A 26,414-nucleotide genomic window follows, 5' to 3' on the forward strand; every position below is an offset into this window, starting at 1 on the left:
CGCTCACATGACGACACATATTCAACGATCGGCATTGCTGCCGTACCCGGCGCAATTTCTCTACGACCTGGTGAATGACGTGGCACGCTACCCGGAATTTCTGCCGTGGTGCTCGTCGGCCGAGGTACTGGAAAGCTCGCCGGAGCATATGCGCGCCAGTGTTGGCGTAGCGAAGGGTGGTCTCAGCCAGCATTTCGTGACGCGTAATACGCTGGTGCCAGGGCAGTCGATCGAGATGAACCTTGAAGAGGGGCCGTTCAATCAGTTGCACGGTGTCTGGGTGTTCAAGGTGTTGAACGAGAAGGCCTGCAAGATCAGTCTGGATCTGTCTTTCGACTATGCCGGGCCGCTGGTGCGCGCGACGTTGGGGCCGCTGTTCAATCAGGCCGCCAATACGCTGGTGGACGCGTTTTGCCAGCGCGCCAAGCAGATGCATGGTTGAGCCGGTGATCGAGATAGAGGTGGTGTACGCGGCCGTGGATCGTCAGGTTTTGCGCTCGGTTAGCATAAATGACGGCGCAACGGTGCGGGCTGCGGTGCTTGCGTCGGGTATCGGTGGCGAGTTCCCTGAGCTGAATCTGGCGGAATGTCCATTGGGCATTTTTGGCAAAGTGGTTACTGACCCGGATTCGCGGCTGATTCAGGCAGGGGAGCGCATCGAGATTTACCGTCCATTGCTGGCCGATCCGAAAGAGGTACGGCGTCTGCGTGCGGCCAAGGCTGCCGAAGCCAAGGCCCGAAACGCGTAAAAACCAAATCGCAGACAATAAAAAACCCGGAGTTTCCGGGTTTTTTATTGTCTCGCCAATTATTGCGGCGAGGTGTCCAGCGGCTCTGGTGTCGGAACCGGAACGGTTTCTACACCATCGACGTCCTTCTGGATCTGATCCAGCAAGGAACCTGGCTTCACCGGTTTTTCCGGTGTTGGCTTCTCGGCGTTTTCAGCAGGAGCGGTCACCGTAGTGCCACTGTCCTTGCCGAGAATGGCTTCGTCACGGCTTACGCCCGGCATAAAGTCACCGGACAGGCTGACAAGCTGGTCGTTTGAGTTGAAAATAACGCTGATGCGTTCCTGTTGGCGTTCACCGCCACCCGGTTGCAGGCTGTACAGATAATCCCAGCGATCGGCATGGAACGTGTCGACAAGCAGAGGGTTGCCCATGATAAACCGTACTTGCGGCCGGGTCATTCCCGGGCGTAACTGGTCTATCATGTCCTGCGTGACGACATTGCCCTGCTGGATGTCGATTTTGTAAACCCCGGGGAATGAACAACCGGCGAGTGCGAGCAGTCCCACAAAGGTGAAACTGGTTAGCAAGAGCTTGGTGTTTTGCATCGGTGGGCGACTTCCACTATCTTGGCTGGGACAACGTAAACGCCGATCATACCCGCATTAAGAGAAGCTGCGAAGCAGCATCGCGAGAAAGCTGACCATGGTTGAAAATAGCGAACTACGCAAAGCCGGCCTTAAAGTGACCCTGCCACGGGTCAAGATCCTGCAAATGCTCGACTCCACCGAGCAGCGCCACATGAGTGCCGAGGACGTCTACAAGGCGTTGATGGAAGCTGGTGAGGACGTCGGTCTGGCCACGGTTTACCGTGTTCTGACCCAGTTCGAAGCGGCTGGCCTCGTGGTCCGTCACAACTTCGACGGTGGCCATGCGGTTTTCGAGTTGGCCGACAGTGGTCACCACGACCACATGGTTAACGTGGAAACCGGTGAGGTTGTCGAATTCGTCAGCCCGGAAATCGAAAAGCTTCAGAAGGCAATTGCCGAGGAGCACGGTGTCGAGTTGGTGGATCACAACCTGGTGCTGTACATCCGCAAGAAAAAGTAAGCATGTCGCGCGAATTTCATATTCGCGAAACGAACGAAGGCGACCCAAGGGTCGCCTTCGTGCTTTCTGTCGTTGTCAAACCTTGGCGGTCACAACCATTTTTTTCGCGTGGGCCAGGGATTCCTTGGTCAGATCGATGCCGCCGAGCATCCGCGCCACTTCTTCTATGCGCTCGTTCTTGCTCAGTTTGGAGACGGCGGTGTGCGTCGCCTGTTCGCCCCGCACCTTGTGCACGAACAGATGCTGATGACCCTGCGCTGCCACCTGAGGCAAGTGCGTCACGGTCAGTACCTGGCCGCGATCCCCGAGACGGCGCAGCAGCTGGCCGACAATTTCAGCGGTAGGGCCACCAATGCCGACGTCCACTTCGTCGAACACCAGCGTCGGAACACGGGATGTCTGTGCGGTGATGACCTGAATCGCCAGGCTGATCCGTGACAGTTCGCCACCAGAAGCGACTTTTGCCAGCGCCTTCAGTGGTTGGCCCGGGTTGGCGCTGACCAGCAATTCGACCTGTTCCAGCCCGTTGGGCAGCAATTCGTCGCTGCTATTGGCCTTTAATTCAATGGTGAATCGACCTCCGGGCATGCCCAGACGCTGAATTTCCTGTTCAACCGCGCTGGCGAGACTGCCGGCAGCCTGATGACGCAAGTCGCTCAGTTCCCGCGCCTTCTCTTGATAGTGGCGGGCGTAGGAAGCCAGTTCTTCTCCCAGGCGCTCGATGGACTCGTCATTGGCGTTGAGGGTTTCTATCTCATCCAGCAACTTCTGCTGCATTTCCCCGACCTCGGTCGGCTGAATCCGGTGTTTGCGTGCCAGCGTGTAGATCGCGTCGAGACGCTCTTCCAGATATTGCAGGCGCGCCGGATCGGCATCGAAGTTGTCGAGGAAGCGGTTGAGTTCGCCGACGGCCTCTTCGACCTGGATCTGCGCGCTGGTCAGTAAGCTGCTGGCTTCGCCCAATGCGCCGACGGAGTTATTCACGCTCGACAAGCGATTGAGGCTGGCGGTCAGTGCGTTCAGCACATTGCCGGAATCGCTTTCGCTGCATTGCTCGACCACTTGCCGACAAATGCCCAGCAGCGTCTCGGCGTTGGTCAGGTTTTTGTGTTCCTGCTCCAGTTGCTCAAGTTCGTTCTCGCCGAGACCGAGGTTTTCCAGTTCTTCGAGTTGATAGCTCAGCAATTGATGGCGCGCGCGTTGTTCGTCGCCGGAGTTGGAGAGGCGTTCCAGTTCCTGGCGAGTCTGGCGCCAGCGCTGGGCGGCGAGCTGAACCTGGCGCGCCAGATCGGTGGCGCCGGCGTACTCGTCCAGCAAACGGCGATGGGTATCGGTTTTCAGCAGGGACTGGTGTTCATGCTGGCTGTGGATATCGATCAACAACTCGCCCAGCGACTTGAGATCGCCCAGTGGGCAAGGGGTGCCGTTGATGTAGCCGCGCGAGCGACCTTCCGACGTGATTACCCGGCGCAGAATGCACGGGCCGTCAGTTTCCAGATCGCGCTCGGCCAGCCACGTGCTGGCTTCAGGGATGTCGGCCAGATCGAAGGTCGCAAGGATATCGGCCTTGTCGGCACCGGGGCGAACCACGCCGCTGTCGGCACGATCTCCAAGGGTCAGGCCCAGGGCGTCGAGCATGATCGACTTGCCGGCGCCGGTTTCCCCTGTGATCACGCTCATCCCGCGATCGAGTTCGAGATCGAGATGTTCAACGATGGCGTAGTTATGTACGGACAGGTGCACCAGCATAAAGGCCGCTCCCAGGCTTTAGGTCTGGTTATTTATACAGTGTTTTGTTTCGGGCTGACAATGCCCTCCCTTAGCTCGATTCGCTTGAACATAAAAACTGCTTAGCGCATTCAGGAATGAGAATGTGGCACTTTTTTGTAGGGTTAATGGTTGAAAGCCCTTGAAGCCTGATTTTGCGGCCCCATATATCGGGGCAGAAGCGCGAGTCAGGCTCGCGGACGAAATTGAAAGGAGAATTCTATGGCTGACGAACAGACAGTAGATACGCAAAACCCAGAAGCCAATCAGGCGCCCGAAGGTTCGGGTGATGACCTGGCGACCCGTGTACAAGTGCTCGAAGAGCAATTGGCCGCCGCGCAGGATCAGTCTCTGCGTGTTGCTGCCGATCTGCAGAACGTCCGTCGCCGTGCCGAGCAGGATGTCGAGAAGGCGCACAAGTTTGCCCTGGAAAAATTCGCCGGCGACCTGTTGCCGATCGTCGACAGTCTGGAGCGCGGCCTTGAGCTGTCGAACCCGGACGACGAAAGCATCCGTCCGATGCGCGAAGGCATCGAGCTGACGCTGAAAATGTTCCACGACACCCTCAAGCGTTATCAGCTGGAAGCGATCGACCCGCATGGCGAGCCGTTCAACGCCGTTCAGCATCAGGCGATGGCCATGCAGGAAAGCGCCGACGTAGAACCGAACAGCGTTCTGAAGGTGTTCCAGAAGGGCTACCAACTCAACGGTCGCCTGTTGCGCCCGGCCATGGTTGTGGTCAGCAAGGCGCCTGCGCCAATTTCGCCTTCGATCGACGAGAAGGCTTGAAATTAGCCGCAAGGCCCCCATTTAGAAGTCAAGCGTTTAAGTATTACCGCAGTTAGCCACCACTGCTGCGGCAAAAAAATCCAAAGTTTCGGGAGAGTTAACATGGGCAAAATTATCGGTATCGACCTGGGGACCACCAACTCCTGCGTCTCCGTGCTGGAAAACGGCAAAGCAAAAGTTATCGAAAACGCTGAAGGCGCGCGTACCACGCCGTCGATCATCGCTTACGCCAACGATGGCGAAATCCTTGTAGGTCAGTCGGCCAAGCGTCAGGCTGTGACCAACCCGCACAACACTCTGTACGCGGTAAAGCGTCTGATCGGTCGTCGTTTCGACGAAGAAGTTGTGCAGAAAGACATCCAGATGGTCCCTTACAAGATCGTCAAGGCTGACAACAACGACGCTTGGGTTGAAGTGAACGGCCAGAAAATGGCACCGCCACAAATCTCGGCTGAAATCCTGAAAAAGATGAAGAAGACCGCCGAAGACTACCTCGGCGAGACCGTGACCGAAGCGGTGATCACCGTTCCGGCCTACTTCAACGACAGCCAGCGTCAGGCGACCAAAGACGCCGGCCGCATCGCCGGTCTGGACGTAAAACGTATCATCAACGAACCAACCGCAGCCGCTCTGGCTTACGGTATGGACAAGGCCAAGGGCGATCACACCGTGATCGTTTATGACCTGGGTGGCGGTACTTTCGACGTTTCCGTGATCGAGATCGCTGAAGTTGATGGCGAGCACCAGTTCGAAGTACTGGCCACCAACGGTGACACGTTCCTCGGCGGTGAAGACTTCGACATTCGTCTGATCGACTACCTCGTTGACGAATTCAAGAAAGAAAGCGGCATGAACCTCAAGGGTGACCCGCTGGCCATGCAGCGCCTGAAAGAAGCCGCTGAGAAAGCCAAGATCGAGCTGTCGTCCGCTCAGTCGACCGACGTCAACCTGCCGTACATCACTGCAGATGCCACCGGTCCTAAGCACCTCAACGTGAAGATCTCGCGTGCCAAGCTCGAAGCACTGGTTGAAGACCTGGTTCAGCGCACCATCGAGCCTTGCCGCATCGCCATGAAAGACGCTGGTCTGGACGTTGGCGCGATCAACGACGTGATCCTGGTCGGTGGTCAGACCCGTATGCCGCTGGTGCAGAAGCTGGTTACTGATTTCTTCGGTAAAGAAGCTCGCAAAGACGTTAACCCGGACGAAGCTGTTGCCATGGGTGCTGCGATTCAGGGCGCTGTTCTGGCTGGTGACGTCAAAGACGTTCTGCTGCTCGACGTCAGCCCGCTGACTCTGGGTATCGAAACCATGGGTGGCGTGATGACCGCGCTGATCGAGAAAAACACCACGATTCCTACCAAGAAATCGCAAGTGTTCTCGACTGCCGACGACAACCAGGGCGCTGTGACCATTCACGTGCTGCAGGGCGAGCGTAAGCAAGCCACTCAGAACAAGTCCTTGGGCAAGTTCGACCTGGCCGACATTCCACCTGCTCCACGTGGCGTGCCGCAGATCGAAGTGACCTTCGACATCGACGCTAACGGCATTCTGCACGTTGGTGCGAAAGACAAGGCGACCGGCAAGACTCAGTCGATCGTGATCAAGGCCAACTCCGGTCTGTCCGATGAAGAAATCGAGCGCATGGTGCGTGACGCCGAAGCCAACGCTGAGGAAGACCGCAAGTTCGAAGAACTGGCCGCTGCCCGTAACCAGGGTGACGCACTGGTTCACTCGACTCGCAAGATGATTGCCGACGCGGGCGACAAAGTCACCGCTGAAGAGAAGACTGCGATCGAAGCTGCTGTGGTTGCTCTGGAAGCCGCTGTCAAAGGCGACGACAAAGCTGCTATCGAAGCCAAGGTTGAAGAGCTGTCGAAAGTCTCCGCTCCGGTTGCTCAGAAGATGTACGCCGAACAGGCTCAGCCAGCTGATGGCGCAGCCCCGCAAGGCGAATCGGCTGAGAAGGCTGACGACGTTGTCGATGCAGAGTTCGAAGAAGTCAAAGACCACAAGTAAGTTGTTGGTCGGCCGGTTGACTGCCTTTAGGCAGTGACTGGTAGGATGTCGCCGCGCGGGAGCTAGCTCCCGCGTTGGCGTATCTGGAATACGCGAATTTTTACAGCATGCGACAAGCCTCGTGTGTTGCTGGTATGGCCGGGAATGCTCCTGCTTTCCGTGCCGCAAGTACCACAAGAAACAAAGACCAGGATCGTTGAATTGACGTGAGTTGGGTCCGGGCCTGTATTGGGGCTCAACGAGTTTGACGATCCTCAGGAGGGGTTTGTCGGACGTCCTCAAGAGTGCAGAAGACTTATGGCAAAGCGTGACTATTACGAAGTGTTGGGTGTTGAGCGCGGCTCAAGCGATGCGGACCTGAAGAAGGCTTACCGTCGTCTGGCGATGAAGCATCACCCGGACCGTAATCCCGATGACAAAGCGTCGGAAGAAATGTTCAAAGAGGCCAACGAGGCCTATGAAGTGCTGTCCGACTCGAGCAAGCGTGCGGCGTACGACCAGTACGGTCATGCCGGTGTCGACCCGAGCATGGGTGGCGGTGGCGCCGGTTTCGGCGGTCAGAATTTCTCGGACATCTTTGGTGATGTCTTCAGTGATTTCTTCGGTGGCGGTCGCGGCGGTTCCCGTGGCGGCGCTCAGCGTGGCAGTGACTTGCGCTACACCCTGGAACTGAATCTGGAAGAAGCGGTGCGCGGCACGACCGTGAATATCCGTGTTCCGACATTGGTCAACTGCAAGCCGTGCGATGGTTCTGGCGCTAAGAAAGGCTCCTCGCCATCGACGTGCCCGACTTGCGGCGGCATCGGTCAGGTGCGCATGCAGCAGGGCTTCTTCTCGGTGCAGCAGACCTGCCCGCGTTGCCATGGCCAAGGCAAGATCATTTCTGATCCGTGCGACTCCTGCCACGGTGATGGTCGCGTCGAAGAGTACAAAACCTTGTCGGTCAAAGTGCCGGCCGGCGTTGATACCGGTGACCGCATTCGTCTGTCCGGCGAAGGCGAGGCGGGTACTCAGGGTGGTCCGACGGGCGACCTTTACGTGGTCATCAATGTCCGCGAGCACGACATCTTCCAGCGCGATGGCAAGCATCTGTTCTGCGAAGTGCCGATCAGCTTTGTTGATGCAGCCTTGGGCGGCGAGCTGGAAATTCCGACCCTCGACGGTCGCGTCAAACTGAAAATCCCTGAAGGCACCCAGACCGGCAAGCAGTTCCGCGTACGCGGCAAAGGCGTGGCGCCGGTGCGTGGCGGCGGTGCGGGCGACTTGATGTGCCGTGTGGCCGTTGAGACCCCGGTCAACCTGAACCGTCGTCAGCGCGAATTGCTGGAAGAGTTCCGCAGTTCGCTGGCGGACGACAACAGCCATTCACCGAAAACCACCGGTTGGTTTGACGGTGTGAAGCGCTTCTTCGGCGATCTGTAAGGAGTCGGCATGCGACGTATAGCTGTGATGGGCGCTGCTGGGCGCATGGGCAAGATTCTGGTCGAAGCCGTGCAGCAGCGCGCGCCGCTGACCGGGTTGACCGCCGCTGTGGTTCGTCCTGGCAGCACGCTGATCGGCGTCGATGCCGGTGAGCTGGCTTCGCTGGGTCGCATTGGCGTGCCGTTGTCCGGGCATATCGAGGCTGTGGCTGAAGAATTCGACGTATTGATCGATTTCACCCTGCCGGAGGTGATGCTGAAAAACCTCGCGTTCTGCCGCAAGGCAGGCAAGGCCATGGTTATCGGCACCACCGGGCTGGACGCGGCGCAGAAGCAGTTGCTGGTCGAGGCGGGCAAGGATATTCCGATCGTGTTCGCGGCAAACTTCAGTGTCGGCGTCAATCTGTCGCTGAAGCTGCTGGATATGGCAGCGCGCGTGCTGGGCGATGATGCTGATATCGAAATCATCGAAGCTCATCACCGTCACAAGATCGATGCGCCGTCGGGTACGGCGTTGCGCATGGGTGAAGTGATCGCCAGTGCGCTGGATCGTGATTTGCAGAAAGTCGCGGTGTACGGTCGTGAGGGTCATACCGGCGCTCGTGAGCGTGAAACCATCGGTTTTGCCACCGTGCGCGGCGGTGACGTGGTGGGTGACCACACCGTGCTGTTCGCCTGCGAAGGTGAGCGTCTGGAGATCACGCACAAGGCGTCGAGTCGCATGACTTTTGCCAAGGGCGCGGTGCGTGCGGCGTTGTGGCTGGACGGTCGCGAGCCGGGTCTGTACGACATGCAAGACGTGCTCGACCTGCGTTGATACACTGCTGAACCCAGCGCAAACGCCCTGTTTGCGCTGGTTTTTCTCCGCTTGGCGACGACCTGTCGCATTCTCCGGCCTTTTCGGCTCTTTAGCGGTGGACCAAAAAAGCCTTTTTCTGTAAGCTACAGCTTTAGTGTGTCCACTAAAAGCGCGCAGAATAATTCAGTGAAGAAGCGGGGTGACGTGTCCATACGTCACTCCGCTTTTTTACAACCTGCGATCGCCCTTTCATGCGTTATTTACGGGAGGTCTTCTTGACTAAGCCAGCCATACTTGCCCTTGCTGATGGCAGCATTTTTCGCGGCGAAGCCATTGGTGCCGACGGTCAAACCGTTGGTGAGGTGGTGTTCAACACCGCAATGACCGGCTATCAGGAAATCCTTACCGATCCTTCCTACGCCCAACAGATCGTTACCCTGACTTACCCGCACATCGGCAACACCGGCACCACGCCGGAAGATGCCGAGTCCGATCGCGTCTGGTCCGCTGGCCTGGTCATCCGTGACCTGCCGCTGGTAGCGAGCAACTGGCGTAACACGATGTCCCTGTCCGACTACCTGAAAGCCAACAACGTTGTGGCCATCGCCGGTATCGACACCCGTCGCCTGACCCGCATCCTGCGTGAAAAAGGCGCACAGAACGGCTGCATCATGGCTGGTGACAACATCTCCGAAGAAGCGGCCATCGCCGCGGCGCAAGGCTTCCCGGGCCTGAAGGGCATGGATCTGGCGAAAGTCGTCAGCACCAAGACTCAATACGAGTGGCGCTCGACTGTCTGGGATCTGAAAACCGACAGCCACGCGACCATCGAAGCCTCCGAGCTGCCCTACCACGTGGTTGCCTACGATTACGGCGTCAAGGTCAACATCCTGCGCATGCTGGTCGAGCGCGGCTGCCGCGTCACCGTGGTGCCGGCTCAGACCCCAGCCGCTGATGTGCTGGCACTGAAGCCGGACGGCGTGTTCCTGTCCAACGGCCCTGGTGATCCGGAGCCATGCGACTACGCGATCAAGGCGATCAAGGAAGTCCTGGAAACCGAAATTCCGGTATTCGGCATCTGCCTCGGTCACCAACTGCTGGCACTGGCCTCCGGCGCCAAGACCCTGAAAATGGGCCACGGCCACCACGGTGCCAACCACCCGGTGCAGGATCTGGATACTGGCGTTGTGATGATCACCAGCCAGAACCACGGTTTCGCGGTAGATGAAGAAACCCTGCCAGCCAACGTGCGCGCGATCCACAAATCGCTGTTCGATGGCACCCTGCAAGGCATCGAACGCACCGACAAGAGCGCGTTCAGCTTCCAGGGTCACCCTGAAGCGAGCCCGGGCCCGAACGATGTCGCGCCACTGTTCGACCGCTTCATCAACGAGATGGCCAAGCGACGCTAAGCGTTCGCCTTGAGACTGTAGAGAGAAGCCCTTCGAGGGTGGCCCCGATCCCGGCGGCCCCTTCGAGACTTCAGAAATCGATCAAGACGGCTTGCCGACTGACCTGCGGATTTGAGTGACAAACCCATGCCAAAACGTACAGACATTAAAAGCATCCTGATTCTCGGCGCTGGCCCGATCGTTATCGGCCAGGCCTGCGAATTCGACTACTCCGGCGCCCAGGCCTGCAAAGCCCTGCGCGAAGAGGGTTACCGCGTCATCCTGGTGAACTCCAACCCGGCCACCATCATGACCGACCCGGACATGGCCGACGCCACCTACATCGAGCCGATCAAGTGGCAGACCGTTGCCAAGATCATCGAGAAAGAACGTCCGGACGCGGTGCTGCCAACCATGGGCGGCCAGACCGCTTTGAACTGCGCCCTGGACCTGGAGCGCGAAGGCGTTCTGGAGAAGTTCGGCGTAGAAATGATCGGTGCCAACGCCGACACCATCGACAAGGCTGAAGACCGTTCGCGTTTCGACAAGGCGATGAAATCCATCGGCCTGGCGTGCCCGCGTTCCGGTATCGCCCACAGCATGGAAGAAGCCAACGCGGTTCTCGAAACCCTGGGCTTCCCGTGCATCATCCGTCCGTCCTTCACCATGGGCGGCACCGGTGGCGGTATCGCTTACAACCGTGAAGAGTTCGAAGAAATCTGCGCCCGCGGTCTGGACCTGTCGCCGACCAAAGAGCTGCTGATTGACGAATCGCTGATCGGCTGGAAAGAATATGAGATGGAAGTTGTCCGCGACAAAAAGGACAACTGCATCATCGTCTGCTCGATCGAAAACTTTGACCCGATGGGCGTGCACACCGGTGACTCGATCACCGTGGCTCCAGCACAAACCCTGACCGACAAGGAATACCAGATCCTGCGTAACGCCTCCCTGGCGGTACTGCGCGAGATCGGCGTCGAGACGGGCGGTTCCAACGTTCAATTCGGTATCTGCCCGAACACTGGCCGCATGGTCGTGATCGAAATGAACCCGCGTGTATCGCGTTCCTCGGCGCTGGCCTCGAAAGCCACCGGTTTCCCGATCGCCAAAGTCGCGGCCAAACTGGCTGTGGGCTACACCCTCGACGAGCTGTCGAACGACATTACCGGCGGCAAGACCCCGGCGTCCTTCGAACCGTCGATCGACTATGTCGTGACCAAGCTGCCGCGTTTCGCCTTCGAGAAATTCGCCAAGGCTGACGCGCGCCTGACCACTCAGATGAAGTCGGTTGGTGAAGTCATGGCCATCGGCCGTACTTTCCAGGAGTCCCTGCAGAAAGCTCTGCGCGGTCTGGAAGTGGGCGTTTGCGGTCTGGACGAGAAGCTCGACCTGAGCAACCCGGAAAGCATGAGCGTGCTCAAGCGCGAACTGACCGTGCCGGGCGCCGAGCGTATCTGGTACGTGGCGGACGCTTTCCGCGCTGGCCTGTCGGTCGAAGACATCTTTGGCATGAACATGATCGACCCTTGGTTCCTGGTGCAGATCGAAGATCTGATCAAGGAAGAGGAGAAGGTCAAGACCCTCGGTCTGTCCGCTATCGATCGCGACCTGATGTTCAAGCTCAAGCGCAAAGGCTTCTCCGACCAGCGTCTGGCCAAGCTGCTGGGTGTGACCGAGAAGAACCTGCGTACGCACCGTCAGAAGCTCGAAGTGTTCCCGGTCTACAAGCGCGTTGACACCTGCGCCGCCGAGTTCGCCACTGATACCGCTTACCTCTACTCGACGTACGAGGAAGAGTGCGAAGCCGCGCCGTCGGGCCGCGACAAGATCATGATTCTGGGTGGCGGTCCGAACCGTATTGGCCAGGGCATCGAGTTTGACTACTGCTGCGTTCACGCCGCCCTCGCTCTGCGCGAAGACGGCTACGAAACCATCATGGTCAACTGCAACCCGGAAACCGTTTCCACCGACTACGACACTTCCGACCGTCTGTACTTCGAGCCGGTGACCCTGGAAGACGTACTGGAAATCTGCCGTGTCGAGAAGCCGAAAGGCGTGATCGTCCAGTACGGCGGCCAGACCCCGCTGAAACTGGCTCGTGCCCTGGAAGCCGCCGGTGTGCCAATCATCGGCACCAGCCCAGACGCCATCGACCGCGCTGAAGACCGTGAGCGCTTCCAGCAAATGGTTGAGCGCCTGAATCTGCGTCAGCCGCCAAACGCCACCGTACGCAGCGAAGATGAAGCTGTTCGTGCTGCTGCGAAAATCGGTTATCCGCTGGTGGTGCGCCCGTCCTATGTACTGGGCGGCCGTGCGATGGAAATCGTTTATAAAGAAGACGAGCTCAAGCGTTACCTGCGTGACGCGGTGCAAGTGTCCAACGACAGCCCGGTGCTGCTCGACCACTTCCTCAACTGCGCCATCGAAATGGACGTGGATGCGGTCTGCGACGGCAAAGACGTGGTGATCGGCGCGATCATGCAGCACATCGAACAGGCTGGCGTTCACTCCGGTGACTCCGCGTGCTCGCTGCCGCCGTACTCGCTGCCGGCGCACATCCAGGACGAGATGCGCGAACAGGTCAAGAAAATGGCCTTGGAACTGGGCGTTGTCGGCCTGATGAACGTGCAGTTGGCTTTGCAGGGCGAAGACATCTACGTCATCGAAGTCAACCCGCGCGCTTCCCGTACCGTACCGTTCGTGTCGAAGTGCATCGGTGTCTCCCTGGCGATGATCGCTGCCCGCGTGATGGCCGGTAAGACCCTGAAAGAAATCGGCTTCACCAAAGAAATCATCCCGAACTTCTACAGCGTGAAAGAGGCGGTGTTCCCGTTCGCCAAATTCCCTGGCGTTGACCCGATCCTCGGCCCAGAGATGAAGTCGACCGGTGAAGTGATGGGCGTCGGTGACACCTTCGGTGAAGCATTCGCCAAAGCCCAGATGGGCGCCAGTGAAGTGCTGCCGACCGGCGGTACTGCGTTCATCAGCGTGCGCGACGACGACAAGCCATTGGTTGCAGGCGTGGCCCGTGATCTGATCAACTTGGGCTTCGAAGTGGTTGCCACTGCCGGTACTGCCAAGCTGATCGAAGCCGCAGGCCTGAAAGTGCGCCGTGTGAACAAGGTGACCGAGGGGCGTCCGCACGTGGTCGACATGATCAAGAATGACGAAGTCACGCTGATCATCAACACCACCGAAGGTCGTCAGTCGATCGCTGATTCCTACTCCATTCGTCGTAATGCCTTGCAGCACAAGATCTATTGCACCACCACCATTGCTGCTGGCGAAGCTATCTGTGAAGCGCTGAAGTTCGGTCCGGAAAAGACCGTGCGCCGCTTGCAGGATCTACACGCAGGATTGAAGGCATGATCAAATACCCAATGACCGTCCAGGGCGCTAAAGCCCTGGAAGAAGAACACGCTCACCTGACCAAGGTCGTTCGTCCGAAGCTCAGCCAGGACATCGGCACGGCCCGCGAGTTGGGTGACTTGAAGGAAAACGCTGAATACCATGCCGCCCGCGAACAGCAAGGCATGGTTGAGGCGCGGATTCGTGACATCGAAGGCCGGATTCAGAATCAGGTCATCATCGACGTCACGACCATTCCTCATACCGGCAAGGTGATTTTCGGCACTACCGTCGAAATCGCCAACGTCGAGACCGATGAAAGCGTCACTTACCACATCGTGGGTGAAGATGAGGCTGACTTCAAACTCGGCAAGATTTCCGTCGGCTCGCCTTTGGCCCGTGCCTTGATCGGCAAGGAAGAGGGCGATGTGGTCGCCGTGAAAACGCCGAGCGGCGTTATCGAGTACGAGATTGTCGAAGTCCGCCACATCTGAAAAAGGGCGCCCGCTGCATGCGGGCGCCATGCTTTGGCAGCTGACCCAGATGCTTTGGGTTGGCGGTCTATGGCTGATACATCTCGGTTTGCAGCCGGCGCTGGGCAAGATTGGCCTGGCACCGCTGCTGATCGATGAAGTCGCCAGTGCATTTGAAGTGCTGGTGGTGGGGTTTGCCGCCGCATGCGTTATTTTTCAGGCTTTGGTGCTGGTACAGGCCGAGGGCCTTACCAGTCTATGGCGGGATTTTCGTGGGCAGGTGCTGTTGATGGCGTTGTATGCGTGTGCGATGTATGTCGCAGTGCGTGTCGGCTGGCCGGATGCGCAGCGCTGGCAGGTGTTCAGTTATCTGGTTTTGGGCTTTTCCGGGCTGGTGCTGGTGATGCAGCCGGTGCCGGGATGGAGTGGCAGGGTGCGCGAAGCACACCCTTGACCCTTTTCATCACTTGAAGCGATGAACGTTCGACAGCTGCTTGTTGACGCTGAAGTTCTTGCGGTAAACCAGTGCCATCTTGCCGATGACCTGTACCAGGTCTGCCTTGCCAACCTTGCACAGCTCTGCGATGTGCGCCAGGCGCGACTCGCGATCGAGGATGTTGAGCTTGATCTTGATCAGCTCGTGATCCGCCAGGGCGCGTTCAAGTTCGGCTAAAACACCTTCAGTCAAACCGTTGTCAGCCACCGTCAAAACCGGCTTCAGGTGGTGGCCAATGGATTTGTACTGTTTCTTCTGCTCTGGAGTGAGCGGCATAATCTGACCCTTTCGTCTGGATTCTGTAAAATGGCGGCCATTTTACCCGAGGGTTCGTGGATCCGCCCAATTAATCACGACCCTTATCATCGAGGTGCCCAATGGCGCGTTCCAAGACAAGCCTTGGTTGGCTGAAACGACATGTCAACGATCCCTATGTGAAGCAAGCGCAGAAGGATGGCTACCGCTCGCGTGCGAGTTACAAGCTTCTGGAAGTCCAGGAGAAATACAAACTGATCCGCCCAGGCATGAGCGTTGTCGACCTGGGCGCGGCGCCCGGAGGCTGGTCGCAGGTCACCAGTCGTCTGATCGGTGGTCAGGGGCGTTTGATCGCTTCGGACATTCTGGAAATGGACAGCATCCCTGACGTGACCTTTATTCAGGGTGACTTCACCGAGGACGCAGTACTCGCTCAGATTCTTGAAGCTGTGGGTAATTCGCAGGTGGACCTTGTGATTTCCGATATGGCCCCCAATATGAGTGGTACGCCCGAAGTAGATATGCCCAAAGCCATGTTTCTCTGCGAGCTGGCGCTTGATCTGGCGGAGCGGATACTCAAGCCGGGTGGCAATTTTGTGATCAAGATTTTTCAGGGCGAAGGATTTGATGTTTACCTGAAGGACGCTCGCAAAAAGTTCGACAAGATCCAGATGATCAAGCCGGACTCCTCCCGTGGCAGCTCACGCGAGCAATACATGCTGGCTTGGGGTTACCGCGGACGTAGTGAGTAAAACGAGGTTTTTGTGCGGGGTGATAGGTTTTTAGTATTTCGCCCGGCTAGCATTAACGAATATTGTGTAGAAAGTGTTTCACAAAGGGTTACAGACGGCGCCTGCCAGAGCCGTAGGTAATGTAGTAAGTTAGGCCGGTGAATATCATGCGAAGCGCGCGCCAGTAGCGGAGCTTGCTTCAGAGGGTAGTTAATTGAACGATATGGCAAAGAATCTGATCCTGTGGTTGATCATCGCGGCTGTCCTGGTGACGGTGATGAACAACTTCTCCAGCCCTAACGAGCCGCAGACCCTCAACTATTCCGACTTCATCCAGCAGGTCAAGGATGGCAAGGTCGAGCGCGTAGCGGTTGATGGCTATGTAATCACCGGCAAGCGCAACGATGGCGACAGCTTCAAGACCATTCGTCCGGCAATTCAGGACAATGGCCTGATCGGCGATCTGGTCGACAACCACGTTGTGGTTGAAGGCAAGCAGCCTGAGCAGCAAAGCATCTGGACCCAGCTTCTGGTAGCCAGCTTCCCGATCCTGGTGATCATCGCGGTGTTCATGTTCTTCATGCGCCAGATGCAGGGCGGTGCCGGTGGCAAGGGCGGGCCGATGAGCTTTGGCAAGAGCAAGGCACGCCTGCTCTCCGAAGATCAGGTGAAAACCACATTGGCTGACGTTGCCGGTTGCGACGAAGCCAAGGAAGAAGTCGGCGAACTGGTTGAGTTCCTCCGTGATCCGGGCAAGTTCCAGCGCCTGGGCGGTCGTATTCCTCGCGGTGTGCTGATGGTGGGTCCTCCGGGTACCGGTAAAACCTTGCTGGCCAAGGCAATTGCCGGCGAAGCCAAGGTTCCGTTCTTCACCATATCCGGTTCCGACTTCGTTGAAATGTTTGTCGGTGTCGGTGCGAGCCGTGTTCGCGACATGTTCGAGCAGGCGAAGAAGCACGCGCCGTGCATTATCTTCATCGACGAAATCGACGCCGTCGGTCGCCATCGTGGCGCTGGCATGGGTGGCGGTCACGATGAGCGTGAGCAGACTCTCAACCAGTTGCTGGTCGAGATGGACGGCTTCGAAATGAACGACGGCATCATTGTTATCGCTGCAACCAACCGTCCTGACGTACTTGACCCTGCGCTGCTGCGTCCGGGCCGTTTCGACCGTCAGGTTGTCGTCGGTCTGCCGGATATCCGTGGTCGCGAACAGATTCTCAAGGTTCACATGCGCAAAGTGCCAATGGGTGACGACGTCGCTCCGGCCGTTATCGCGCGTGGTACTCCAGGCTTCTCCGGTGCTGATCTGGCAAACCTGGTCAACGAAGCGTCGCTGTTCGCTGCGCGCAGCGGCAAGCGCATCGTTGAAATGAAAGAGTTCGAACTGGCCAAAGACAAGATCATGATGGGCGCCGAGCGCAAATCGATGGTCATGTCCGAGAAAGAGAAGCAGAACACCGCTTATCACGAAGCTGGCCACGCCATTGTCGGTCGCGTCGTGCCTGAGCATGATCCGGTCTACAAAGTGTCGATCATTCCGCGCGGCCGTGCGCTGGGTGTGACCATGTTCCTGCCGGAAGAAGATCGCTACAGTCTGTCCAAGCGCGCGCTGATCAGCCAGATCTGCTCGCTGTATGGCGGCCGTATCGCTGAAGAAATGACCCTGGGCTTTGACGGTGTGACCACCGGTGCTTCCAACGACATCATGCGTGCTAGCCAGATTGCGCGGAACATGGTGACCAAGTGGGGTCTGTCGGAAAAACTCGGTCCGTTGATGTATGCCGAAGAAGAGGGTGAAGTATTCCTCGGCCGCGGCGGTGGCGGTCAGGCTGCCAGTTTCTCTGGCGAGACAGCCAAGCTGATCGACTCCGAAGTGCGCAGTATCATTGACCAGTGCTACGGCACCGCCAAGCAGATCCTCACGGACAACCGTGACAAGCTCGATGCCATGGCCGATGCCCTGATGAAGTACGAAACGATCGATGCTGAACAGATCGACGACATCATGGCCGGTCGTACGCCTCGCGAGCCTCGTGACTGGTCGGGTGGCACGGGTACACCACCACCTCCAGTGGTTCAGGACGAGCGTCCGGAAACACCGATTGGCGGTCCGGCTGCTGACGTTTAAGGTTTGAAATGACTTCTGTACAGTCCCTGACCCGGTTGCCTTGCGGCAACCGGGTTCTTGATTTGGCCCAGACGCATGTCATGGGCATTCTCAATGTCACCCCTGATTCTTTCTCTGATGGCGGCCAATACAGCCAGCTTGACGCTGCCTTGCGCCATGCAGAAGCGATGGTTGCGGCGGGTGCGACACTGATTGACGTCGGTGGCGAGTCCACCCGGCCTGGCGCGCGAGCGGTTTCTCCGCTCGAAGAGCTTGAGCGCGTGGCGCCGATTGTCGAGCTGATCAATCGCGAGCTTGATGTGATCATTTCGGTGGATACGTCTACGCCTGCGGTGATGCGCGAAACCGCACGGTTGGGTGCCGGGTTGATCAATGATGTGCGATCGCTACAGCGCGATGGTGCGTTGGATGCAGCGGCGGCGACAGGCTTGCCGGTATGTCTGATGCATATGCTCGGTGAGCCAGGCGATATGCAGGACAATCCGCAGTATCACGATGTCACTCGCGAGGTTGGCGAGTTTCTCGCGCAGCGGATGTCGGTGTGTGCATCAGCAGGTATTCCTGCCGAGCGGATCATTCTTGATCCGGGCTTCGGTTTCGCCAAAACCCTGCAGCACAATCTAAGCTTGTTCAAGCACATGGAAGCCCTGCATGCGTTGGGCAGGCCCTTGCTGGTTGGTGTTTCCCGAAAGAGCATGATTGGGCACGCCTTGAATCGTCCTGTTGGCGAGCGGCTGCATGGCGGATTGGCGCTGGCGGCGCTGGCGTCGGTGAAAGGTGCGCGTATATTGCGCGTCCATGATGTGGCGGAAACAGTAGACGTGGTGCGGATGATCGCGGCCGTGGAATCAGCCGAATAAGAATGATGGAGCGCTTATGAGCAAGAAATATTTTGGTACTGACGGCATTCGTGGTCGCGTTGGTGAATACCCGATTACTCCTGACTTCATGCTCAAGCTCGGCTGGGCTGCTGGCATGGCGTTCCGCAAGATGGGCGCCTGCAAGGTGCTGGTCGGCAAAGACACGCGAATTTCCGGTTATATGTTCGAGTCGGCGCTTGAGGCCGGTCTGACATCGGCGGGTGCCGATGTGATGCTGCTGGGTCCTATGCCGACGCCGGCCATCGCCTACTTGTCGCGCACGTTCCAGGCTGAGGCCGGTATCGTGATCAGTGCTTCGCACAATCCGCACGACGATAACGGCATCAAGTTTTTCTCCGGTAAAGGCACCAAGCTGCCCGATGAACTGGAGCTGATGATCGAAGAGTTGCTCGATACGCCGATGACCGTGGTCGAATCGAGCAAGATCGGCAAGGTCTCGCGGATCAACGATGCGTCAGGCCGTTATATCGAATTCTGCAAGAGCAGCGTGCCAACGGGCACCAGTTTCTCTGGACTCAAGATCGTTATCGACTGTGCGCATGGTGCGACCTACAAGGTGGCTCCGAGTGTCTTCCGGGAGCTGGGTGCGGAAGTTGTCGTGCTGTCAGCCCAGCCTAACGGTCTGAACATCAATGAGAATTGCGGCTCGACCCATATGGGGCAGCTGCAGGCTGCGGTACTGGCGGAGCATGCCGACCTGGGTATCGCTTTTGATGGCGATGGCGATCGGGTTCTGATGGTTGACCACACTGGCGCCATTGTTGATGGCGACGAGTTGTTGTTCATTATTGCTCGCGATCTGCATGAACGTGGCAAGTTGCAGGGCGGCGTGGTTGGCACCCTGATGAGTAATCTGGGTCTGGAGCTCGCGCTTGCAGAGCTTTCGATTCCGTTCATTCGTGCCAATGTCGGCGACCGCTACGTGATCGCTGAGTTGCTTGAGCGCAATTGGCTGGTCGGTGGCGAAAATTCAGGGCATATCGTTTGCTTCAATCACACCACGACCGGTGATGCGATCATCGCGGCTTTGCAAGTGCTGATGGCCTTGAAGACCCGTAATGAAGGGTTGGCGCAAACGCGTCAGGCATTGCGCAAGTGCCCTCAGGTGCTGATCAATGTGCGTTTTGGTGGTGGCGAAAGTCCGCTGGAACACTCGGCTGTCAAGGAAGCCAGTGCGCGTGTTACCCAGGCAATGGCGGGGCGCGGTCGCGTGCTTTTGCGCAAGTCCGGGACAGAGCCTCTGGTGCGCGTAATGGTCGAAGGCGAGGACGAAACCCAGGTTCGCAACTACGCCGAAGAGCTGGCAAAACTGGTAACTGAAGTTTCTGCCTGATACGGCTTGCAAGCCATGATTGTGTTGGGTAACATCTGCGCCCACTTTGACCGACGAGGTACAGCATGCGTCGCCCTATGGTAGCTGGTAACTGGAAGATGCACGGTACCCGCGCCAGCGTCGCTGAGCTGATCAACGGCCTTCGTCATCTGGCCTTGCCAAGCGGTGTTGATGTCGCGGTATTCCCGCCTTGCTTGTATATCAATCAAGTGATTGATGGCTTGAAAGGCAAGTCGATTTCGGTCGGCGCGCAGAATTCTGCGGTGGAATCCATGCAAGGTGCATTGACCGGTGAGATTGCGCCGAGTCAGTTGGTGGATGCAGGTTGTTCCCTGGTGCTTGTCGGGCACTCCGAGCGTCGCCAGATAATGGGCGAGCGGGATGGGATGCTGAATCGCAAGTTTGCAGCTGCGCAGGCATGTGGCTTGATTCCGGTGTTGTGTATAGGGGAAACCCTCGAGCAGCGCGAAGCCGGAAAAACTCTTGAGGTTGTCGGGCGTCAGCTGGGCAGCATCATCGAGGAGCTGGGTGTCGGTGCTTTTGCCAAGGCAGTCATTGCTTACGAGCCGGTCTGGGCTATTGGTACCGGACTGACTGCGACGCCGCAGCAAGCTCAGGATGTGCATAAAGCCATTCGCGAGCAGCTGGCGGCAGAGAATTCTGAAGTGGCACGAGGTGTGCGGCTTCTATACGGCGGCAGCGTGAAGGCGGCCAATGCGGTCGAACTGTTCGGCATGCCGGATATCGATGGGGGGCTCATTGGTGGAGCTTCCCTGAATGCAGATGAGTTCGGTGCGATTTGTCGCGCCGCGGGAAACTGAAAAAATGCTGGAAACAGTCGTAGTCGTTTTTCATCTGCTGGGTGCATTGGGCGTAGTTGCTCTGGTTTTGCTGCAGCAGGGTAAGGGTGCGGACGCTGGCGCGTCTTTCGGAGCAGGTGCTTCAAATACTGTGTTCGGAAGCCAAGGTTCCTCTACCTTTCTTAGTAAGTTTACTGCTATACTTGCCGCCGGTTTCTTCATAACCAGCTTGGGGTTAGGTTACTTTGCTAAAGAGAAGGCTCATCAGCTGACTCAGGCAGGTCTCCCAAACCCGGCAGTGTTGGAAGTACCTAAGCAACAACAACCGGCTTCTGATGATGTCCCGGTGCTTCAAGAGCAAAAGTCGGCTACTCCAGCGACTGACGTACCTCCAGCTCAAGAGCAGAAGTAAGAAGGGTTTCAAACGTAGTTTTGCCGAGGTGGTGGAATTGGTAGACACGCAACCTTGAGGTGGTTGTGCCCATAGGGTGTAGGGGTTCGAGTCCCCTTCTCGGTACCAATTAGTCAGGAGAGCCCGCTGTTGCGGGCTTTCTTGCAGGTGGAAGGTTACATTGACCCTATAAGGGATCGGTCGTATACTTCCGCCCCAGCTTTGTCGCGGGGTGGAGCAGTCTGGTAGCTCGTCGGGCTCATAACCCGAAGGTCGTCGGTTCAAATCCGGCCCCCGCAACCAGTTTAAGGAGCCCCTTTTAAGGGGCTTTTTGTTAGCTGGACACTTTCAACGCCGCTGTTCGACGGCGTTTCAAGGATGGGCGTTAAGCCCATTTTTTTATTTTGCAAAGCATGCACATATCATGCACTAGGGGGTTCAGGTGTCGAGCAAGCTAGAAGAGTTGCAGGCCTTGCTGGCCCCGGTGGTCGTGGCCCTGGGCTATGAATGCTGGGGTATCGAGTTTTCGGCTCAGGGTCGTCACTCGATGTTGCGCGTTTATATCGATAAAGAGGGTGGCGTGCTGGTGGACGATTGCGCCATTGTCAGCCGTCAGATCAGCGGTGTGCTGGATGTTGAAGATCCGATCTCCGTTGAATACACCCTCGAAGTTTCCTCGCCTGGCATGGAGCGCCCACTGTTCACTCTTGAGCAGTTTGCAAAGTTTGCCGGTGAACAAGTGAAGATCAAGCTGCGCTCGCCTTTTGAAGGGCGACGCAACTTTCAGGGCCTTCTGCGCGGTGTAGAAGAACAGGATGTCGTGGTGCAGGTAGACGACCATGAGTTCCTGTTGCCGATCGATATGATCGACAAGGCCAACATTATTCCCAGTTTTGACTGAGACGCGGATCCCGCGGATCCAATGGCTTGCGAAAGGCGAGGCGTACGATGAGCAAAGAAGTACTGCTGGTTGTTGAGTCGGTATCCAATGAAAAGGGCGTACCGGCAAGCGTAATTTTTGAAGCGCTGGAGCTGGCTCTGGCCACTGCTACCAAAAAGCGTTTTGAGGACGAAGTTGACCTGCGTGTGGAAATTAACCGCCACACCGGGGCATACGAAACTTTCCGTCGCTGGACGGTCGTCGAAGAGAATGATCTCGACGATCCGGCCATCGAAACCTGGCCAAGCAAGGTTGCCGAAACGCATCCTGGTGCCAAGGTTGGCGACGTCGTCGAAGAAAAGATCGAATCCATCGAGTTCGGCCGCATCGCTGCACAGACTGCCAAGCAGGTCATCGTGCAGAAAGTTCGCGAAGCCGAGCGCGCTCAAGTGGTCGACGCCTATCGCGAGCGCCTGGGAGAAATCATCTCCGGCACCGTGAAAAAAGTCACCCGCGACAACGTGATCGTCGATCTGGGCAACAACGCTGAAGCGTTGCTGGCCCGTGAAGACATCATTTCTCGCGAAACCTTCCGTGTCGGCGTGCGCTTGCGTGCGTTGCTCAAGGAAATCCGCACCGAGAACCGCGGCCCGCAGCTGATCCTGTCGCGTACCGCGCCGGAAATGCTGATCGAGCTGTTCCGTATCGAAGTGCCGGAAATTGCCGAAGGTCTGATCGAAGTAATGGCTGCATCCCGTGATCCGGGTTCGCGCGCCAAGATCGCCGTCCGCTCTAAAGACAAACGCATCGACCCACAGGGCGCTTGCATCGGTATGCGCGGTTCGCGCGTCCAGGCAGTGTCGGGTGAGTTGGGCGGTGAGCGTGTTGATATCGTCCTGTGGGACGACAACCCGGCTCAGTTCGTGATCAACGCCATGTCCCCGGCTGAGGTTGCGGCAATTATCGTTGACGAAGATGCCCACGCAATGGACATCGCCGTTGGCGCAGACAATCTGGCTCAGGCCATCGGTCGTGGTGGTCAGAACGTGCGTCTGGCGAGCCAGTTGACTGGCTGGACCCTGAACGTGATGACCGAATCGGACATCCAGGCTAAGCAGCAAGCAGAAACCGGCGACATCCTGCGCAACTTCATCGACGAGCTGGAAGTCGACGAAGAACTGGCTCAGGTGCTGGTTGATGAAGGCTTCACCAGCCTGGAAGAGATTGCCTACGTACCGTTGGAAGAAATGCTCAACATCGACGGCTTTGACGAAGATATCGTCAACGAGCTTCGCGCTCGTGCCAAGGATCGTTTGTTGACCAAAGCCATCGCTACTGAGGAAAAGCTGGCAGACGCCCATCCGGCCGAAGACCTGCTCTCGCTTGAGGGTATGGACAAGGATTTGGCGATGGAACTGGCGGTGCGCGGCGTAATTACCCGCGAAGACCTGGCCGAGCAGTCTATTGACGACCTGCTCGACATCGACGGCATTGACGATGATCGTGCCGGCAAGTTGATCATGGCCGCCCGAGCCCACTGGTTCGAGTAATTAGGCGCGGCCTGAGGAGAGAAGTGCATGACGCAAGTCACGGTGAAACAACTGGCCGATGAGGTCAAAACACCGGTAGAGCGCCTGTTGCAGCAGATGCGTGAGGCAGGTCTGCCGCACACCGCCGCCGAAGAAAATGTGACTGACAGTGAGAAGCAGTCTCTGCTGACTCACTTGAAAAGCAGCCACAAGGCGAAAGTGGAAGAACCACGCAAGATCACGCTGCAGCGTAAAACCACCAGCACCCTGCGTGTGGCTGGTAGCAAAAGCATCAGCGTAGAAGTTCGCAAAAAGAAAGTTTTCGTACAGCGCAGCCCGGAAGAAATCGAAGCCGAGCGCAAGCGTGAACTGGATGAGCGTCGCGCAGTAGAAAATGCTGCTCGTCAGAAGGCTGAAGAAGAAGCCAAGCAACGCGCCGAAGTAGAAGCGCGTAATCAGCCTGCTGCTGCGCAGACCGCTGCCAGCGACGCCGTTGCGGCGCCGGCTGCAGCTGCCGAACCTGTTCGCGAAAGCGCACCGGTAGTGGCCGCTGCTCCAGCTCCGTCTGCCGAAGTTCGCAACAAGCAGAACGAACAGCGCCGTCCGGACAAACCACGTGCCGACGACAACAATCGTCGCAGCGGTGGTGGTGATGGCGAGCGCAAAAACGCTCCGCATCGCGCCTCGGTCAAAGAAAAAGCGCCGGCTCCACGTGTGGCGCCACGCACTACCGACGAAGAAAGCGATGGCTTCCGTCGTGGTGGTCGCGGCAAGGCCAAGCTGAAGAAGCGCAACGCTCACGGTTTCCAGAGCCCAACCGGCCCTGTCGTGCGTGATGTACAGATCGGCGAGACCATCACTGTTGGCGATCTCGCCAATCAGATGTCGGTCAAGGCTGCTGAAATCATCAAGTTCATGTTCAAACTGGGTACTCCAGCGACCATCAACCAGGTGCTTGATCAGGAAACTGCTCAACTGGTAGCCGAAGAACTGGGCCACAAAGTGACCCTGGTCAGCGACACCGCCCTGGAAGATTCCCTGGCCGAGTCCCTGAAGTTTGAAGGTGAGTCGTTCTCCCGTGCGCCAGTCGTGACCGTAATGGGCCACGTTGACCACGGTAAAACTTCCCTGCTCGACTATATCCGTCGTGCCAAGGTAGCTGCTGGCGAAGCCGGCGGTATCACCCAGCACATCGGTGCGTACCACGTTGAAACCGAACGCGGCATGGTCACCTTCCTCGATACCCCGGGTCACGCCGCGTTTACCGCAATGCGTGCTCGTGGTGCCAAGGCGACCGACATCGTGATTCTGGTGGTTGCAGCGGACGACGGCGTGATGCCGCAGACCATTGAAGCTGTTCAGCACGCTGTAGCGGCTGGCGTTCCACTGGTTGTTGCAGTGAACAAAATCGACAAGCCGGGCGCCGATCTCGATCGCATCCGTAGCGAACTGTCGGTTCACGGCGTGACTTCCGAAGAGTGGGGCGGTGATACGCCGTTCGTTCCGGTTTCGGCGAAAGTCGGTACTGGCGTGGACGAGTTGCTTGAAGCCGTTCTGCTGCAAGCTGAAGTTCTCGAACTGAAAGCAACTCCATCGGCTCCTGGTCGTGGTGTTGTGGTTGAATCGCGTCTCGACAAAGGTCGCGGCCCGGTGGCAACCGTTCTGGTTCAAGACGGTACCCTGCGCCAAGGCGACATGGTCCTGGTCGGTTCGAACTATGGTCGCGTTCGCGCCATGCTCGACGAGAACGGCAAGCCAATCAAAGAAGCCGGTCCTTCCATCCCTGTCGAGATCCTCGGCCTGGACGGTACCCCGGACGCTGGCGACGAGATGAGCGTGGTTGCTGACGAGAAGAAAGCCCGTGAAGTGGCTCTGTTCCGTCAAGGCAAGTTCCGCGAAGTCAAACTGGCTCGCGCTCACGCCGGCAAGCTGGAAAACATCTTCGAAAACATGGGTCAGGCCGAGAAGAAGACGCTCAACATCGTCCTCAAATCCGATGTCCGTGGTTCGCTGGAAGCGTTGAACGGTGCCTTGAATGGCCTGGGCAACGACGAAGTTCAAGTGCGCGTAGTCGGCGGCGGTGTCGGTGGTATCACCGAATCCGATGCTAACTTGGCACTGGCTTCCAACGCTGTACTGTTCGGCTTCAACGTGCGTGCCGATGCTGGCGCACGGAAGATCGTCGAGCAGGAAGGTCTGGACATGCGTTACTACAACGTGATCTACGACATCATCGAAGACGTCAAGAAAGCCCTGACCGGCATGCTCGGCAGCGATGTTCGCGAGAACATCCTGGGTGTGGCCGAAGTGCGTGACGTGTTCCGTTCGCCGAAGTTTGGCGCGATCGCTGGCTGCATGGTGATCGAAGGTGTTGTGCACCGTAACCGTCCGATCCGTGTACTGCGTGAAGACATCGTTATCTTCGAAGGCGAGCTGGAATCCCTGCGCCGCTTCAAGGATGACGCTTCCGAAGTACGTGCCGGCATGGAATGCGGTATTGGCGTGAAGAGCTACAACGACGTCAAAGTCGGCGACAAGATCGAAGTCTTCGAGAAGGTTCAGGTTGCTCGCAGCCTCTAACTCGCGCACTTCAGGAGCCGTGATGGCCGGCCGCACTCAACAGTGTGGCGCATCACCCGGACTCTAAACGCAACGCCCGGTCTGGCTTTTGTCAGGCCGGGCGTTTGCCGCTTTCAGACCTGGCGGGTTTCACCGCCGGGCAGTAACAGGTAACAAAATCATGGCAAAAGAATACAGCCGTACCCAACGTATCGGCGATCAGATGCAGCGCGAGCTGGCCCAACTGATCCGTCGTGAAGTCAAAGATCCACGCGTGGGTCTGGTCACCATTACCGCAGTGGAAGTCAGCCGTGACGTCGGTCACGCGAAGATTTTCATCACCGTGATGGGGCAGGACAACGCTGAAGACATCGCACAAAGCATCAAGGTGCTCAATTCCGCCGCAGGTTTCCTGCGCATGCAATTGGCCCGTGAAATGAAGCTGCGCAGCGTGCCGCAACTGCACTTCCACTACGACGAGTCCGTCGTGCGTGGTGCGCACCTGTCGGCGCTGATCGAGCGTGCGGTGGCTGAAGACAATCAGCATCCGGTCGTTGCTGAACCTGAAGACACCAAGGAGTAA

Annotated in this window: 24 protein-coding genes and 2 tRNA genes; 23 read left to right on the forward strand and 3 right to left on the reverse strand. The window is 57.8% G+C overall.

Going from position 1 to position 26,414, the window contains the following annotated elements; all coding sequences use genetic code 11:
• The first annotated feature begins 7 nt into the window (after nt 1–7).
• Both AB4N44_RS21235 and AB4N44_RS21240 read left to right on the forward strand, forming a co-directional pair.
• On the forward strand, nt 8–442 hold the full coding sequence (locus AB4N44_RS21235) for a type II toxin-antitoxin system RatA family toxin (protein WP_016986510.1): 435 nt from the start codon (nt 8–10) through the stop codon (nt 440–442).
• Nucleotides 435–749, forward strand: a complete 315-nt coding sequence (locus AB4N44_RS21240) for an RnfH family protein (protein ID WP_137219101.1) — start codon at nt 435–437, stop codon at nt 747–749. Before AB4N44_RS21235 ends, AB4N44_RS21240 begins: the two co-directional genes overlap by 8 nt.
• Before the next feature lie 59 nt (nt 750–808).
• On the opposite strand, the gene AB4N44_RS21245 is transcribed toward AB4N44_RS21240, so the two are convergent.
• Nucleotides 809–1,336, reverse strand: a complete 528-nt coding sequence (locus AB4N44_RS21245; protein ID WP_007915215.1) for an outer membrane protein assembly factor BamE — start codon at nt 1,334–1,336, stop codon at nt 809–811.
• A gap of 97 nt (nt 1,337–1,433) precedes the next feature.
• On the opposite strand from AB4N44_RS21245, the gene fur reads away from it, so the two are divergent.
• A complete protein-coding gene (fur, locus tag AB4N44_RS21250) occupies nt 1,434–1,838 on the forward strand; it encodes a ferric iron uptake transcriptional regulator (RefSeq protein WP_007915216.1) in 405 nt (134 codons plus the stop codon).
• A 75-nt stretch (nt 1,839–1,913) separates the two neighbouring features.
• On the opposite strand, the gene recN is transcribed toward fur, so the two are convergent.
• On the reverse strand, nt 1,914–3,587 hold the full coding sequence (recN, locus tag AB4N44_RS21255; RefSeq protein ID WP_150749593.1) for a DNA repair protein RecN: 1,674 nt from the start codon (nt 3,585–3,587) through the stop codon (nt 1,914–1,916).
• 240 nt (nt 3,588–3,827) lie between these two features.
• On the opposite strand from recN, the gene grpE reads away from it, so the two are divergent.
• The 8 genes from grpE (at nt 3,828) to AB4N44_RS21295 (ending at nt 14,299) form a co-directional block, all read left to right on the forward strand.
• Nucleotides 3,828–4,394 (forward strand): nucleotide exchange factor GrpE, encoded by a 567-nt coding sequence (gene grpE / locus AB4N44_RS21260; protein WP_007915219.1) that lies wholly within the window; start codon nt 3,828–3,830, stop codon nt 4,392–4,394.
• A gap of 102 nt (nt 4,395–4,496) precedes the next feature.
• Nucleotides 4,497–6,413, forward strand: a complete 1,917-nt coding sequence (dnaK, locus tag AB4N44_RS21265; protein ID WP_007915221.1) for a molecular chaperone DnaK — start codon at nt 4,497–4,499, stop codon at nt 6,411–6,413.
• A 297-nt stretch (nt 6,414–6,710) separates the two neighbouring features.
• Nucleotides 6,711–7,835: a molecular chaperone DnaJ gene (gene dnaJ, locus AB4N44_RS21270; protein WP_007915222.1), complete on the forward strand. Its 1,125-nt coding sequence runs from the start codon at nt 6,711–6,713 to the stop codon at nt 7,833–7,835.
• A gap of 9 nt (nt 7,836–7,844) precedes the next feature.
• Nucleotides 7,845–8,651, forward strand: coding sequence for a 4-hydroxy-tetrahydrodipicolinate reductase (gene dapB / locus AB4N44_RS21275; protein ID WP_038357479.1), 807 nt, complete (start codon nt 7,845–7,847; stop codon nt 8,649–8,651).
• A 257-nt stretch (nt 8,652–8,908) separates the two neighbouring features.
• A complete protein-coding gene (gene carA / locus AB4N44_RS21280) occupies nt 8,909–10,045 on the forward strand; it encodes a glutamine-hydrolyzing carbamoyl-phosphate synthase small subunit (protein WP_007953761.1) in 1,137 nt (378 codons plus the stop codon).
• A gap of 126 nt (nt 10,046–10,171) precedes the next feature.
• A complete protein-coding gene (gene carB, locus AB4N44_RS21285; RefSeq protein ID WP_007915231.1) occupies nt 10,172–13,393 on the forward strand; it encodes a carbamoyl-phosphate synthase large subunit in 3,222 nt (1,073 codons plus the stop codon).
• Complete coding sequence (gene greA / locus AB4N44_RS21290) at nt 13,390–13,866, forward strand: transcription elongation factor GreA (protein WP_003221530.1); 477 nt, start codon at nt 13,390–13,392, stop codon at nt 13,864–13,866. Before carB ends, greA begins: the two co-directional genes overlap by 4 nt.
• A gap of 28 nt (nt 13,867–13,894) precedes the next feature.
• On the forward strand, nt 13,895–14,299 hold the full coding sequence (locus AB4N44_RS21295; RefSeq protein WP_460107607.1) for an MFS transporter: 405 nt from the start codon (nt 13,895–13,897) through the stop codon (nt 14,297–14,299).
• 9 nt (nt 14,300–14,308) lie between these two features.
• On the opposite strand, the gene AB4N44_RS21300 is transcribed toward AB4N44_RS21295, so the two are convergent.
• A complete protein-coding gene (locus AB4N44_RS21300; RefSeq protein ID WP_003221534.1) occupies nt 14,309–14,617 on the reverse strand; it encodes a YhbY family RNA-binding protein in 309 nt (102 codons plus the stop codon).
• A gap of 101 nt (nt 14,618–14,718) precedes the next feature.
• Between AB4N44_RS21300 and rlmE the strand changes: the two genes are divergently transcribed.
• From rlmE to rbfA, 12 genes are all read left to right on the forward strand, one after another.
• Nucleotides 14,719–15,348 carry a 23S rRNA (uridine(2552)-2'-O)-methyltransferase RlmE gene (rlmE, locus tag AB4N44_RS21305; protein ID WP_008088328.1) on the forward strand — a complete coding sequence of 210 codons (630 nt, stop codon included), beginning with the start codon at nt 14,719–14,721 and terminating at the stop codon, nt 15,346–15,348.
• A 202-nt stretch (nt 15,349–15,550) separates the two neighbouring features.
• Nucleotides 15,551–17,458, forward strand: a complete 1,908-nt coding sequence (gene ftsH / locus AB4N44_RS21310; protein ID WP_127925787.1) for an ATP-dependent zinc metalloprotease FtsH — start codon at nt 15,551–15,553, stop codon at nt 17,456–17,458.
• A gap of 8 nt (nt 17,459–17,466) precedes the next feature.
• Nucleotides 17,467–18,318: a dihydropteroate synthase gene (folP, locus tag AB4N44_RS21315; RefSeq protein ID WP_127925788.1), complete on the forward strand. Its 852-nt coding sequence runs from the start codon at nt 17,467–17,469 to the stop codon at nt 18,316–18,318.
• A 16-nt stretch (nt 18,319–18,334) separates the two neighbouring features.
• Nucleotides 18,335–19,672 (forward strand): phosphoglucosamine mutase, encoded by a 1,338-nt coding sequence (gene glmM / locus AB4N44_RS21320; RefSeq protein ID WP_127925789.1) that lies wholly within the window; start codon nt 18,335–18,337, stop codon nt 19,670–19,672.
• A gap of 65 nt (nt 19,673–19,737) precedes the next feature.
• Nucleotides 19,738–20,493 carry a triose-phosphate isomerase gene (gene tpiA, locus AB4N44_RS21325; RefSeq protein WP_016986498.1) on the forward strand — a complete coding sequence of 252 codons (756 nt, stop codon included), beginning with the start codon at nt 19,738–19,740 and terminating at the stop codon, nt 20,491–20,493.
• 4 nt (nt 20,494–20,497) lie between these two features.
• Entirely contained in the window at nt 20,498–20,884 is a 387-nt protein-coding gene (gene secG, locus AB4N44_RS21330; protein WP_016986497.1) for a preprotein translocase subunit SecG, read from the forward strand.
• A 22-nt stretch (nt 20,885–20,906) separates the two neighbouring features.
• A tRNA-Leu gene (locus AB4N44_RS21335) sits at nt 20,907–20,992 on the forward strand.
• 97 nt (nt 20,993–21,089) lie between these two features.
• Nucleotides 21,090–21,166: transfer RNA gene (locus AB4N44_RS21340), tRNA-Met, on the forward strand.
• A 139-nt stretch (nt 21,167–21,305) separates the two neighbouring features.
• Nucleotides 21,306–21,764 (forward strand): ribosome maturation factor RimP, encoded by a 459-nt coding sequence (gene rimP, locus AB4N44_RS21345; protein WP_007915250.1) that lies wholly within the window; start codon nt 21,306–21,308, stop codon nt 21,762–21,764.
• Between the two features lie 47 nt (nt 21,765–21,811).
• Complete coding sequence (nusA, locus tag AB4N44_RS21350; RefSeq protein ID WP_127925790.1) at nt 21,812–23,293, forward strand: transcription termination factor NusA; 1,482 nt, start codon at nt 21,812–21,814, stop codon at nt 23,291–23,293.
• A gap of 27 nt (nt 23,294–23,320) precedes the next feature.
• A complete protein-coding gene (gene infB, locus AB4N44_RS21355; RefSeq protein WP_127925791.1) occupies nt 23,321–25,852 on the forward strand; it encodes a translation initiation factor IF-2 in 2,532 nt (843 codons plus the stop codon).
• 160 nt (nt 25,853–26,012) lie between these two features.
• A complete protein-coding gene (gene rbfA, locus AB4N44_RS21360) occupies nt 26,013–26,414 on the forward strand; it encodes a 30S ribosome-binding factor RbfA (protein ID WP_016986495.1) in 402 nt (133 codons plus the stop codon).

Source organism: Pseudomonas sp. S3_C06 (assembly GCF_054667675.1).

Coding starts and splice junctions, on each gene's coding strand:
- ftsH (WP_127925787.1), top strand. CDS start 15,551: ATGGCAAAGAATCTGATCCTGTGGTTGATCATCGCGGCTGTCCTGGTG.
- carB (WP_007915231.1), top strand. CDS start 10,172: ATGCCAAAACGTACAGACATTAAAAGCATCCTGATTCTCGGCGCTGGC.
- dnaK (WP_007915221.1), top strand. CDS start 4,497: ATGGGCAAAATTATCGGTATCGACCTGGGGACCACCAACTCCTGCGTC.
- rlmE (WP_008088328.1), top strand. CDS start 14,719: ATGGCGCGTTCCAAGACAAGCCTTGGTTGGCTGAAACGACATGTCAAC.
- recN (WP_150749593.1), bottom strand. CDS start 3,587: ATGCTGGTGCACCTGTCCGTACATAACTACGCCATCGTTGAACATCTC.
- folP (WP_127925788.1), top strand. CDS start 17,467: ATGACTTCTGTACAGTCCCTGACCCGGTTGCCTTGCGGCAACCGGGTT.
- infB (WP_127925791.1), top strand. CDS start 23,321: ATGACGCAAGTCACGGTGAAACAACTGGCCGATGAGGTCAAAACACCG.
- greA (WP_003221530.1), top strand. CDS start 13,390: ATGATCAAATACCCAATGACCGTCCAGGGCGCTAAAGCCCTGGAAGAA.
- grpE (WP_007915219.1), top strand. CDS start 3,828: ATGGCTGACGAACAGACAGTAGATACGCAAAACCCAGAAGCCAATCAG.
- dnaJ (WP_007915222.1), top strand. CDS start 6,711: ATGGCAAAGCGTGACTATTACGAAGTGTTGGGTGTTGAGCGCGGCTCA.
- AB4N44_RS21235 (WP_016986510.1), top strand. CDS start 8: ATGACGACACATATTCAACGATCGGCATTGCTGCCGTACCCGGCGCAA.
- glmM (WP_127925789.1), top strand. CDS start 18,335: ATGAGCAAGAAATATTTTGGTACTGACGGCATTCGTGGTCGCGTTGGT.
- fur (WP_007915216.1), top strand. CDS start 1,434: ATGGTTGAAAATAGCGAACTACGCAAAGCCGGCCTTAAAGTGACCCTG.
- AB4N44_RS21245 (WP_007915215.1), bottom strand. CDS start 1,336: ATGCAAAACACCAAGCTCTTGCTAACCAGTTTCACCTTTGTGGGACTG.
- nusA (WP_127925790.1), top strand. CDS start 21,812: ATGAGCAAAGAAGTACTGCTGGTTGTTGAGTCGGTATCCAATGAAAAG.
- AB4N44_RS21295 (WP_460107607.1), top strand. CDS start 13,895: ATGCTTTGGCAGCTGACCCAGATGCTTTGGGTTGGCGGTCTATGGCTG.
- tpiA (WP_016986498.1), top strand. CDS start 19,738: ATGCGTCGCCCTATGGTAGCTGGTAACTGGAAGATGCACGGTACCCGC.
- rbfA (WP_016986495.1), top strand. CDS start 26,013: ATGGCAAAAGAATACAGCCGTACCCAACGTATCGGCGATCAGATGCAG.
- secG (WP_016986497.1), top strand. CDS start 20,498: ATGCTGGAAACAGTCGTAGTCGTTTTTCATCTGCTGGGTGCATTGGGC.
- AB4N44_RS21240 (WP_137219101.1), top strand. CDS start 435: ATGGTTGAGCCGGTGATCGAGATAGAGGTGGTGTACGCGGCCGTGGAT.
- dapB (WP_038357479.1), top strand. CDS start 7,845: ATGCGACGTATAGCTGTGATGGGCGCTGCTGGGCGCATGGGCAAGATT.
- AB4N44_RS21300 (WP_003221534.1), bottom strand. CDS start 14,617: ATGCCGCTCACTCCAGAGCAGAAGAAACAGTACAAATCCATTGGCCAC.